Origin of the sequence: Stenotrophomonas sp. PE591 (assembly GCF_018320795.1) — a bacterium.
Lineage (GTDB): Bacteria > Pseudomonadota > Gammaproteobacteria > Xanthomonadales > Xanthomonadaceae > Stenotrophomonas > Stenotrophomonas maltophilia.
Window position 1 is genome coordinate 1 of record NZ_JAAOKO010000008.1, and the last position, 12,104, is coordinate 12,104.

8 protein-coding genes and 1 riboswitch are annotated in these 12,104 nt (G+C 65.1%); of the genes, 7 read left to right on the forward strand and 1 reads right to left on the reverse strand.

From position 1 onward, the window contains the following. Nucleotides 1-27 precede the first annotated feature (27 nt). Together JLDANKMP_RS16835 and JLDANKMP_RS16840 are read left to right on the forward strand one after the other, a co-directional pair. Nucleotides 28-258, forward strand: a complete 231-nt coding sequence (locus JLDANKMP_RS16835) for an integrase core domain-containing protein (RefSeq protein WP_343237749.1) — start codon at nucleotides 28-30, stop codon at nucleotides 256-258. Nucleotides 259-339: 81 nt separating this feature from the next. After that, nucleotides 340-495 (forward strand): hypothetical protein, encoded by a 156-nt coding sequence (locus JLDANKMP_RS16840; RefSeq protein ID WP_212561694.1) that lies wholly within the window; start codon nucleotides 340-342, stop codon nucleotides 493-495. Between the two features lie 227 nt (nucleotides 496-722). On the opposite strand, the gene JLDANKMP_RS16845 is transcribed toward JLDANKMP_RS16840, so the two are convergent. Further along, nucleotides 723-2,300 (reverse strand): BCCT family transporter, encoded by a 1,578-nt coding sequence (locus tag JLDANKMP_RS16845; protein ID WP_212561695.1) that lies wholly within the window; start codon nucleotides 2,298-2,300, stop codon nucleotides 723-725. 253 nt (nucleotides 2,301-2,553) lie between these two features. Further along, nucleotides 2,554-2,654, forward strand: a riboswitch (TPP riboswitch). Between the two features lie 82 nt (nucleotides 2,655-2,736). Here JLDANKMP_RS16845 and thiC point away from each other — a divergent pair. From thiC to JLDANKMP_RS16870, 5 genes are all read left to right on the forward strand, one after another. After that, nucleotides 2,737-4,581 carry a phosphomethylpyrimidine synthase ThiC gene (gene thiC / locus JLDANKMP_RS16850; RefSeq protein WP_171968795.1) on the forward strand — a complete coding sequence of 615 codons (1,845 nt, stop codon included), beginning with the start codon at nucleotides 2,737-2,739 and terminating at the stop codon, nucleotides 4,579-4,581. A 140-nt stretch (nucleotides 4,582-4,721) separates the two neighbouring features. Then, nucleotides 4,722-5,393: an ion channel gene (locus JLDANKMP_RS16855; RefSeq protein WP_012481194.1), complete on the forward strand. Its 672-nt coding sequence runs from the start codon at nucleotides 4,722-4,724 to the stop codon at nucleotides 5,391-5,393. Between the two features lie 269 nt (nucleotides 5,394-5,662). Beyond that, complete coding sequence (locus JLDANKMP_RS16860) at nucleotides 5,663-7,993, forward strand: winged helix-turn-helix domain-containing protein (RefSeq protein ID WP_212561696.1); 2,331 nt, start codon at nucleotides 5,663-5,665, stop codon at nucleotides 7,991-7,993. Between the two features lie 114 nt (nucleotides 7,994-8,107). Continuing rightward, nucleotides 8,108-9,007 (forward strand): helix-turn-helix transcriptional regulator, encoded by a 900-nt coding sequence (locus JLDANKMP_RS16865; protein WP_005414398.1) that lies wholly within the window; start codon nucleotides 8,108-8,110, stop codon nucleotides 9,005-9,007. A 49-nt stretch (nucleotides 9,008-9,056) separates the two neighbouring features. Beyond that, on the forward strand, nucleotides 9,057-12,020 hold the full coding sequence (locus tag JLDANKMP_RS16870; RefSeq protein ID WP_005410938.1) for a TonB-dependent receptor: 2,964 nt from the start codon (nucleotides 9,057-9,059) through the stop codon (nucleotides 12,018-12,020). Nucleotides 12,021-12,104 lie beyond the last annotated feature (84 nt).

A 12,104-nucleotide genomic window follows, 5' to 3' on the forward strand; every position in this document is an offset into this window, starting at 1 on the left:
TTTCGCCAGCTGCTGCAGTCCCATGACGTGGTCCAAAGCATGAGCCGGCCTGGCAATTGCTGGGACAACGCGGTGGCCGAGAGCTTCTTTGCGACGCTCAAGACAGAAGAGGCTGCCGAGCCTTACGCCAGTAGGGAACAAGCCAGCCAGTCCATCGCTGCTTACATCCACGGCTTCTACAATCCAGCCCGGCTACACTCGGCGCTGGGCTACCACTCGCCTAACAACTACGCCCGGCAGCTCCGGGCTGCCGCCTGAAACGGCTTCATGGCGTCCGTTTTCAGGGGGCCAGATCACACGCCCCCAGCCAACCCACCCGCCCGGCCACGGACAGTTTCCGTGGCCGTCACCGCAGGAAAAGAAAAAAAGAAGAGCAAGAGCAAAGGCAACGGCAACAGCCGCGCGCTGTGTATTGGGGTCGGATCCGTTTTTCCGCAGGAAAACGGATCCGACCCCTTCTTGTTTTCCGATACACCTCATCCACGCATGGCGTGAAGAACCAACCGTCACCGGAAATCTGTCGGGGGTGGGGCGGTGTGGGTGGGCAGGACCGTTGGCGCCATGGATGGCGCCATCGAGCCCCCAGGGATGGGTTCACGGCGTGTCCTGCCCACCCACACCGCCTCGCCCAGCCAGCAGTAACCCAGAGCCGCTTTGGCTTCTGCACTTGCACTTGCACTTGCTTGAAAAAAGCGGTGCAGCCGCAGGCTGCAAAACAACCCTCAATCCTGATCGTGCGCGCGCGCTGCCTCCGCCTGGGTCTCCTCCTGCGCCGCCATCTCGCGTGCGATCCACGCATCGATCATGTGCCGCTGGCGCTGCGCCTGCCGCCGCTCCCGCGTGTACTCCTGGTCCAGCACCCGGTACAGCGACACCATCACCAGCACCATCAGCAGCGCGAATGGCAATGCCGCGATCGTGATCATGCCCTGCAGCGCGTCCAGGCCTCCGGCCAGCAGCAACGCCGCTGCGATCAGTGCCACCGCAATGCCCCAGGCCAGCTTGCGCTTCAACGGTGGGTCGCCAGCCTCGTCGGTGGACATGCTGGCCAGCACCAGGACCGCCGAATCGGCCGAGGTCACGAAGAAGATCATCAGCAGCACCAGCGCGATGCACGACAGCAACAGCGGTAGCGGCATGCTGTCGAACAGTGTGAACAACACCGTCTCGTAGCCATTGCCAAGCGCCTGCACCAGATCGGCGTGGCCGAAGATCTGTGCCCACAACGCAGTGCCGCCGAACACCGCGAACCAGAAGAAGCCCAGCAGCGTCGGTGCGAGCACGACGCCGATCACGAACTCGCGCACGCTGCGGCCGCGCGAGATGCGCGCGATGAACGATCCCACGAACGGTGCCCACGAGATCCACCAGGCCCAGTAGAAGATCGTCCAGTCCGCCACCCAGGTGCTGCCGGAGAACGGTGACATGCGCAGGCTCATCGTCACCAGCTGGTTGAGGTAGGAGCCCAGCGTGGTGGTGAACGTATCGAAGATGAAGCCGGTCGGCCCCAGCACCAGCAGGATGGCTGCCAGCAGGGCAGCCAACGCCAGGTTGAAGTTGGACAGCCACTTCACACCTCGCTCTACGCCACTGGCGGTGGAGGCCATGTACAGCACGAAGGCGACGGCAATGATGGTCATCTGCACGGCGACGGTAGCCCGCACGCTGAAGACGCGTTCGATACCGGCAGCAATCTGGATGGTGCCGAAGCCGAGCGTGGTGGCGACACCGATCGCGGTGGCAACTACGGCGGCGATGTTGACCACCCGACCGATCCAGCCGCGATGGTGGCGGCCGATGATCGGCTGCAGCATGTCGCTGACCAGGCCGCGTCCATTGCGGTTGAACTGGAACCAGGCCATCGCCAGGCCGATCAGTGCGTAGATCGCCCACGGGTGCAGGCCCCAGTGGAAGAACGCATAGCGCATCGATGCGCGCGCCGCATCCAGGCTTTGCGGCGCCAGGCCTTCCGGCGGCTTGCTGAAATGCGAGATGGGCTCGGCCGCACCCCAGAACACCAGGCCGATGCCCATGCCGGCGGCGAACAGCATCGACATCCAGCTGGCACGCGAGAACTCGGGTTCGGCGTCCTCGCCGCCGATGCGCAGGTTGCCGAAGCGGCCGAACGCCAGGTACATCAGGAACACCAGCGCCAGGAACACCACCAGCAGGTACAGCCAGCCGACACTGCGGATGACTTCTGCCAGCATCGACTGGACCACGGTGTTGAAGGGGCCGGGGGCGATACCGGCGAGCAGCACCAGCAGCAGAACCAGTGCGATGGAAACGCGAAACACCATGAAGGAGCTTCTCCGATCAAGCGGGATTGAGGGGAGCGAGCAGAGCTTGCGGCGAAGGGCCGGCGGCATGCAGCACGGACCGGGCAGGGGCCGCGAAGGCGGCGGGGAACGCATCGATCTCAGCAACGCGATGGCGTGCACGTTACTGAACACGACGTCATGGTTCCGTTAACGAATGGCGATCGGACCAGATCCGCTTCCCGCAGGAAAGCGGATCTGGTCCCGGAGGCGGGCGGTCTATGCTCTAATGCGCACCAAGAAGCGGGGGTACCGGGCCATGTGGCCACGGTTGAGACAGTCCCTTGGAACCTGATCCGGCTCATACCGGCGTAGGGAAGCTTTGCAATGCAGCCGTGCCCGGACTCCGCCCAAGGACCGTCCGTGCGCGGGTGCCGTGCGCCGCCGCTTCGTCCCTGACCTTCCTGGACGATGCCCGATGAACGCACAGCTCTCCGCCCTGCAGCAACAGGCCCAGCAACTCTCCGCATCCGTGACCCGGCCCATTCCCGGCTCGCGCAAGATCCACGTGCCCGGTTCACGCCCTGATCTGCAGGTGCCGATGCGCGAGATCGCGCTGACCCGTACGCCGACGCTGTTCGGCGGCGAAGAGAATGCGCCGGTGACCGTTTACGACACGTCGGGCCCGTACACCGACCCGGAGGTGCGCATCGATCTGTCCGCCGGTTTGCCGGCACTGCGTCGCGGCTGGGTGGAAGAGCGCGGTGATACCGAGCAGCTCGAAGGACTGAGTTCTTCGTTCGGCCGCGATCGCGAGCATGACCCGAAGCTCGACGCGGTGCGTTTCCCCGCGCGCAGCCTGCCACGCCGCGCACGTGCCGGTGCCAACGTCACCCAGATGCATTACGCGCGCCGCGGCATCATCACGCCGGAAATGGAATTCGTCGCCATCCGCGAGAACCAGCGCCTGGACGCGATCCGCGATGCCGGCCTGCTGCAGCAGCACCCGGGCGAGGCCTTCGGTGCGTCGATCCAGAGAGTCATCACCCCGGAGTTCGTGCGCGACGAAATCGCCCGTGGCCGTGCGGTGCTGCCCAACAACATCAACCACCCGGAAAGCGAGCCGATGATCATCGGCCGCAATTTCCTGACCAAGATCAACGCCAACATCGGCAACAGCGCGGTGTCTTCCGGCATCGCCGAGGAAGTGGAGAAGCTGGTGTGGGCGATCCGCTGGGGCGGTGACACGGTGATGGACCTGTCCACCGGCAAGCACATCCACGAGACGCGCGAATGGATCATCCGCAACTCGCCGGTGGCGATCGGTACCGTGCCGATCTACCAGGCCCTGGAGAAGGTTGACGGCCGCGCCGAGGCACTGACCTGGGAGATCTTCCGCGACACCCTGATCGAGCAGGCCGAGCAGGGCGTGGACTACTTCACCATCCACGCCGGCGTGCTGCTGCGCTACGTGCCGCTTACCGCCAAGCGTGTTACCGGCATCGTCAGCCGCGGCGGCTCGATCATGGCCAAGTGGTGCCTGGCGCACCACAAGGAGAACTTCCTCTACACGCATTTCGAAGACATCTGCGAAATCATGAAGGCCTACGACGTGACCTTCTCGCTGGGCGACGGCCTGCGCCCGGGTTGCATCGCTGATGCCAACGACGCGGCGCAGTTCGGCGAACTGGAAACGCTGGGTGAACTGACGAAGATCGCCTGGAAACACGATGTGCAGACCATGATCGAAGGCCCCGGCCACGTGCCGATGCAGCTGATCAAGGAAAACATGGACAAGCAGCTGCGCGAATGCGGCGAAGCGCCGTTCTACACGCTGGGGCCGCTGACGACCGACATCGCGCCGGGCTACGACCACATCACCAGTGCGATCGGTGCGGCGATGATCGGCTGGTTTGGCACGGCCATGCTCTGCTACGTGACGCCGAAGGAGCACCTGGGCCTGCCCAACCGCCAGGACGTGCGCGACGGCATCATGGCTTACCGCATTGCCGCGCACGCGGCCGACCTGGCCAAGGGGCATCCGGGCGCGCAGGTACGCGACAACGCGCTGAGCAAGGCGCGCTTCGAGTTCCGCTGGGAGGACCAGTTCCACCTGGGCCTGGATCCGGAAAAGGCCAAGGAATTCCACGACGAGACGCTGCCGAAGGACGCGCACAAGCTGGCCCACTTCTGCTCGATGTGCGGACCGCACTTCTGTTCGATGAAGATCACCCAGGACGTGCGCGATTACGCCGAGGCCGGCATGAAGGAGAAGTCGCAGGAGTTCCGTGCTGGCGGGGCCGAGGTCTACCGCCAGGGGTGACGGGGTAACGGGTAGTGCCGGCCGCTGGCCGGCATTCCGTCGTGCACGGGACCGGGGAGAGTGCTGGCCAATGGCCGGCACTACCGTTCATCACGCCGCGCCCGGCTATCCTCCGCGCATCGCCCATGGGAAAGGACGCCATGCCCGTTGCCACGACCACCCGCTGGCTGGCCATCGCCCGCCGCCATCCTTCGGCCTGGCTCCTGGCCGCCCAGTTGATCGCGGTGCTGCTGTATCCCGCCCTCGATGACACCGCCGCTGGCCGGGCGGCGCTGGGCATGGTCGGCATGGCGGTACTCGGCCTGGCGCTGTGGGTGGTCCAGCGCAGTCCGCTGGGAACCTGGCTGGCATTGCTGCTGGCCATTCCATCGGTGGTGTTCTCGCTGGCTGGCGCCCTGCTGGACCGCAGCGCGCTGCTGACCACCGCGCAGCTGCTGGAAAGCCTGCTGTACTTCTATACGGCCGGGGCATTGATCGCCTACATGCTGCAGGACCATCGAGTAACACGCGACGAACTGTTCGCGGCCGGGGCAACCTTCACCCTGCTGGCCTGGGGGTTCGCCTTTGCATTCGCGGTGTGCCAACAGTGGTATCCAGGCAGTTTCCAGGGTGCGACGGCTGGCCCCGAGCGCAGTTGGATGGAGCTGCTTTATCTGAGCTTCAGCTTGTTGTCCGGAGTTGGATTGAGTGACGTCGTGCCGTTGCACCCGCAGGCACGGGCCCTGGTGATGCTCGAACAGTTCGCAGGCGTCATGTATATCGGCCTTGTGGTGTCGCGTCTGGTCGGATTGACCATGCTTCGGCGCATGTGAAAATGAACGCCAGATAAAAATTTCGCGCCCAAAAGGGCGCGAATGGTGATGCAGATTATGTGAATGCGTCGGCGAGAGAGAGCCTGAGTGTCGACCCCGTCATAGGCGGGGTAACCGGCTTAGGCTAATATCCGGGGGCGTTATTGTTTTTGCGGTATGCGCCGATGCTTTGTGCGGAATCTGGCTTTTCGATGGCCCTGTCCAGGGACGGTGGGGACGGTATTGCTGGTGAGCCCTGCCCAGGTCCCGTCCCTACTGTATAGCGGAAAATGAACAGCAGCGAACTCACGCCCATTGACGCCGACCGCGTGCAGGTCGGCGACTGTGTCATCACCTTGTCCTCGCGTGAGGTCGAGGTTGAAGGCGCGCGCCGTCCGCGGCGGCTGACGCCGAAAGCGCTGGGCGTACTTCGCGTGTTGATGCGGCAGCCTGGGCGCGTGGTCACCCGTGAAGAGCTGTTTGCCGAGGTCTGGCCCGATACGTTGCCGACCAATGACGTGCTGACCCAGGCCGTCACCCAGCTGCGCAAGGCGTTCGCCAACGACGACGACAATGGCCAGGCCTACATCGAGACCATCGCCAAGAGTGGTTATCGGCTGCTGGTACCGGTGCAGGCGCTGGACGACTTCGAGCCGGTGGCGGAAGTGGATGCGGTGGCCGTTGCGGATGTGATGCCGTCGCCGGGCGGTGCCGGCACGATTCCGGCGCTGGCCGTGCCGGCAGCGCCTTCACGCCGGCGTGGCTGGCGCCAGCTGCGCCGCCAGCTGTTGTGGGTGCTGGGCGTGATGATGCTGGCCGCGCTGCTGGTCATGGCCACATTGTTGCTGCGGCGCGGGCCGGAGCCGAGTTCACCGGTGGATGCAGCGGTCGAGAACGGCGTGCGGGTGATCGGCAGCCCGCAGCGTCCCTATCGCCTGATCACCGCTACCAGTGGTTTTGAAACCTATCCCACACTTTCGCCGGACGGCTCCCAGGTTGCCTACGAAGGCGCCAGCGAGGATGGCGCCGGAGGTGGTGTGATCAAGGTGCAGACCTCGGGCAATGCGCCGGCCCGGCAGCTGGCGCTGCCGCCGAAGGGGGCCAGTGACCGTTTCCCGAGCTGGTCACCGGACGGGCGCGAGATCGCTTTTGCCCGCTTTGGGGCCGACGGCGGTTGCCAGGTGCTGATCGCCAGCGCCACTGGCGGCGGCGTGCGCCAGGCGACCCGTTGCGATGGAACCGAGCTGCTCAGCTTCGACTGGACACCGGATGGCCGCGGCCTGGTCTTTGGCAGCATGGTGGGCCGCTATGCCCATCGCGGCATCCGTGTGCTCGACCTGGCCAGCGGCCAGTGGCGGGCGTTGGACTACGCGGTCGATCAGGATGATTTTGACTACGCGCCACGCTACTCGCCCGACGGCAAGTGGCTGGTGTTCGTGCGCAATCCACAGATGGGCGACCTGTGGCGGATGCCGGCCGCAGGCGGTGAGCTGGAGCAGTTGACCAACGAATCCGCCGAACAGCGTGGCTGGGCCTGGCTGGGCGATGGGCGCAGCATCGTGTTCGGCCGGCGCGTGGACAGCGAGGTGCGGTTGTACTACCTGGACGTGGAGCGCCGCACCTTGCGTGATGCCGGCCTCGACGACGCACAGTGGCCTGCGGTGTCGCGCCACGGCGACGTGCTGGCCTTCGTTCACCGCCGTGCCCAGTTCGGCGTGTTCAAGGTGCCGATGGCCGGCGGCAGCGCCGAGCGGCTGTTCGCGTCCAGCGGGCGCGACGGGCAGCCGATGGCGGCGCCCGACGGTCGCCAGCTGGTCTTCACCTCCGATCGTTCCGGCAGTTTCGCGCTGTGGTGGGCGGACATGCAGCGGCCTGACTCACTGCGGCCGATCGAGGGCCTGCGTCCGGAGGGGCGGCAGGCGCCGGACTGGTCGGCCGACAGCCGCCAGCTGCTGGTGGTCGGGCGTGACGAGCATGGGCGTACCGTTGTCTACGAGATCGCCCCGCGCGACGAGCACCTGCAACCGCTGCCGGTTCCGGTGGATCAGCCGCTGCAGGCCCTGTACGGGGCAACCCCGGAGCAGCTGCTGGTAGTCGAGCGCGATGCAGAGCAACGCACCCGGTTGAGCCTGTTCGATCGCAGCGTGACCCCCTGGCGCCGCCTGGCCAGTATCGACGGCGTCTCCCAGGCGCGTTTCGATCGGGGCGAGGGCCGCGTGCTGTTCACACGCCTGGCGTCCGGCGGCTTGTGGTCGGTGGATGCGGCACTGTCCCCGGCCAGCGTGCAGCAGGTCAGTGAAGACCGGCCCAGCCGATGGCGCTATCGCACCTGGACGGTGGCGGGCACCGGTGGCATCGGGTATCTCGGCAACTCGACCGAATGCGGTACGACCTTGATCCATATCCAGGCCGGCACCGAAGCCCCCGAGCGCTGCCTGGACCGGCAGCGGCTCAGTGCGGGCAACGGCATCAGTGCCAGCGCCGATGGCCGGGATCTGTACGTCGCCCTGGCGGTCAGCGATGGTGCCGACATCGGCGTCATGCAGCTGCCCCGGTCGACGCCGGCACTGTTCCCAGCCTTTCTCAAGTCATTGATCCTGAAGAAAAATATCTCTTCGTGATTTTTTCGTGGAGTTCTCGCCGCGAATTCGTGGCGATCTCGGCGGATTTTCCTGACGGGCTGACGCCTGATTAGGCAAAACGGAAGCCTGTATCAGGCAAACCCGTGGTGCCCCATGCGTCAACTCTCGCTGGCCGATCGTGGCCAAACCGTCTCCCTCGACAAGGCGCTGGACGATCTCGCGCCGACCTGCATGGGCGTGGCCCGGCTCGGCAGCCTGCAGACCGCAGGGTCAAGCTTCACTGTCTGGCTGCAGGTGCGGGGCAGTTCCTGGGTGGAAGCCAAGGAAGGGCGTTTCCGCCTGCGCCATGGCGAGTGGATTGCCTTCGAGAAGGAGTCGCGCCCGTTGGTGCAGGCCGGCCGTAACGGACTGTGCGTGGGCCTCAGCCTGACTGCGGAGGCGATGCGGGTGCTGTCCGAGATGGCCGACTGCGGCCTGTATGCCGGTCGTGGTCGCATGAGCCGCGGTGACGCCCGCGTTGCCCTGCGCCTGTGGCGCGATGCGCTCGACAGCGGCCTGCCAGCGCAGGCGCTGCGCCCGCTGTTGTTGCATCTGGCCGGCCTGCAGCGTGACCTGGCCGACAACGTACAGCGCTGCCCCGGTCGCTCACGCAGCCGCAAGCGCCAGGTGTTCGGCCGCATGCAGCGCGCCCGTCTCTATCTGGAGGGCAACAGCCACCGCGTGGTGCGGATCGGCGAACTGGCCGAGCTGACCAACTTCTCCAGCTGGTACCTCTCCAAGACCTTCCAGAGCCTGTATGAAGAGAGCCCCCAGTCGCTTTCGGCACGGTTGCGCCTGGAGCGGGCCGCCGATCTGCTGCGCGACACCGACATGATGGTGGGCGAGGTCGCCGCGGCCAGCGGATTCGACAACTGCTGCAGCTTCGCGCGGGCCTTCCGCGCCCGTTACGGGCAGTCTGCTTCCCGGTTCAGGGAAAACGGCGGCTTGCTCCCGCCACACTCTGCAAAGTCTACGGTTGGGTCGCGCAAATACAGCATCGCAACGCAATCGTAACGTGCTGGAGCGTTTTAACACGCTACTAACACGTACCTTGGAGAGATTGATGAACGTTCGCACCCCTGCCGTGCGGCTGGGCCTGCTGCCCGCCGGCATCGCGCTGGCGCTGGCACCGGCATTTGCTTCCGCACAGGAAGCCAGTGCCCCGACCACCCTTGATCGCCTGGAAGTCACCGGCTCCCGCATCCGCTCGGTGGATGTGGAAACCTCCCAGCCGGTCCTCACCGTAAGCCATGAGGACATCCAGCGTTCGGGCCTGGTCAGCGTCGGCGACCTGCTGCAGAACCTGTCCGTGGCAGGCACCCAGACCTTCAGCAAGGCGGCCGTGCTGGCGTCCAACCCGGAACAGGGCGGCCAGTACGTCAGCCTGTACAACCTGGGTGAGCAGCGCACGCTGGTGCTGGTCAACGGCAAGCGCTGGAGCACCAGCCTGGCCGGCTTCACCGACATGTCGACCATCCCGACCTCGCTGATCGAGCGCATTGAAGTCCTGAAGGACGGCGCCTCGGCGATCTACGGTTCCGACGCCATCTCCGGCGTGGTCAACATCATCCTGCGCAAGAACTTCGACGGCGCCGAGGCCAGTGCCTACTATGGCCAGAACAGCCACGGCGACGGTTCCAAGACCCAGTACAGCCTGACCCTGGGTGCCAGCGGCGAGCGCTCCTCGATCGTGTTCGGCGCGAACTACATCAAGGAAGATCCGGTGTGGGCCAAGGATCGTGGCCTGACCAAGTACTCCTATGGCCAGGGCCACAAGGAAGACGGTCTGAGCCCGGCCGGCCCGTGGGGTCGTTTCACCGATCCGCGTGCCGAAGGCACCGCCGGTGCTGGCGAATACAACAAGGCTGGCAAGTGGGTCCCGAACACCTGGGTGGTCAACCACACCGGTTCCTGGGACACCCCGGTCGGCGTTGGCCAGCCGTCGAACAACTTCAACAACTACCACCTGATTGGTCTGGACGACTACTACAACGCCTCGCAGCAGATGATGCTGAACCAGGGCGCTGAGTCGAAGACCATGTTCACCTCGGCCAGCTACGACATCAACGACAACCTGCGTCTGAAGTCGACGGCGATGTACTCCGAGCGCGATTCCAAGCGCCAGATCGCCGGCTACCCGCTGACCGGCACCTCGCAGCCGCAGTTCCCGGTGGCGATCAGCAAGGACAGCATCTACAACCCGCTGGGCAACTGGGCCAACCCGGGCGCCGGCGTTGACATCGGTGGCTGGGGCCGTCGTATCTTCGAACTGCCGCGCATCACCCAGAACAACGTCAAGTCGCTGCACTTCGACGCGGCCCTGGAAGGCAACTTCGACTTCAACAACCGTCCGTTCGACTGGGATGTGGGCATCAACTACAACCAGTTCGACGTGACCCAGACCAGCTCGGGCAACATCAACCTGCTGGCCCTGAAGAACGCCCTCGGCCCGTCGTTCATCAACGCCAACGGCGTCGCCCAGTGCGGCACCGCTGCCAACCCGATCGCGCTGGGCACCAGCCCGGGCAGCTGCGTCCCGTTCGACCTGCTGGGCGGCGCCAGCGCTGCGACCCCGGATGCGCTGAAGTACATCAATACCCTGCTGAACTCGACCGGCCAGAGCAAGAGCAAGCAGTACTTCGCCAACATCACCGGTTCGTTGTTCGACATGCCGGGCGATGCGGGCGAGTTCGCCTTCGCTGCCGGTTACGAGCATCGCGAAGTGTCGGGCTACGATCACCCGGACGCACTGTCCTCCTCGGGTTACACCACCGAGCTGGCCGCGCAGCCGACCGAAGGCAAGTACAAGACCAACGAGTTCTACCTGGAACTGATGGTGCCGCTGCTGCGTGACCTGCCGGGTGCCAAGGAGCTGTCGCTGGATATCGCCAGCCGCTACTCGGACTACGACAAGTTCGGCAACACGGTCAACAGCAAGTTCAGCGTGACCTGGAAGCCGATCGACGACCTGCTGGTGCGTGCGACCTACGGCGAGGGCTTCCGTGCCCCGACCCTGGACGACACGTTCGGTGGTGGTTCGCAGACCTTCGACAAGTTCACCGATCCGTGTGATGCCGTGTTCGGCCAGCGCAGCAACCCGGCCGTTGCAGCCCGTTGCGGTGCTGAAGGCCTGGCGTCCGACTTCCGTCAGACCGACGCTGCCGGTCGTCCGATCAGTGCCCGTGACACCCAGGGTAACAACCCGTTCAACTCGGGTGTGGGCAACGACAAGCTGCAGCCGGAAACCAGCAAGACCCGCACCGCGGGCCTGGTCTGGAGCCCGAGCTTCGTCAGCGGCCTGAACGTCTCGCTGGACTGGTACAAGATCACTGTCGACAACGTGATCACCGCGCTGTCGGCGAACTACGTGCTGAACCAGTGCTACCAGAACGGTGTGCAGGCCTTCTGTGACCAGTACAGCCGTGGCGACGTCGCCAACGGCCAGCAGGTCACCGGCCTGAGCCGCGGCAACGCGAACCTGGGCTCGCTGGAAACCGAAGGCTACAACTTCGGCGTCCGCTACCGCATGCCGGAATACAGCTTCGGTACCCTGTCGTTCAACCTGGACACCAACTACCTGACCAGCTTCCGTCAGCAGGCCACCAAGGGTGCTGCATGGGATGACTACGCAGGCTACTGGAACTACCCGCGTGTCCGCGGCACCCTGGCCAGCACCTGGACCAAGGGCGACCTGTCGGCCACCTGGACCATGCGTTACTACGGCGGCTTCCGCGACTTCTGCTACGACCAGGAAAATGGCCTGGAGTGCAACCAGCCGGATTACTACACCGAGAACGGTGGCTGGAGCGGTGGCCTGGGTGCCAACAAGAAGGGCGCGATCGTCTATCACGACATCTCGGCCACCTGGCAGGCCCCGTGGAACGGCAGCGTGACCGTCGGTGCCCGCAACGTGTTCGGCAAGACCCCGCCGATCACCTACGCGGTGACCAACGCCAGTGCCGTGCAGCTGGACCCGATGCTGGATTACGACCGCTTCCTGTTCATCCAGTACAACCAGCGCTTCTGATCCATCGAAGCCTGAAGGCAAGACGAGGAGGGCGGGCCGCAAGGCCCGCCCTCTTTGCGTTTGGCAGAGCCGGGTCGGGAAATT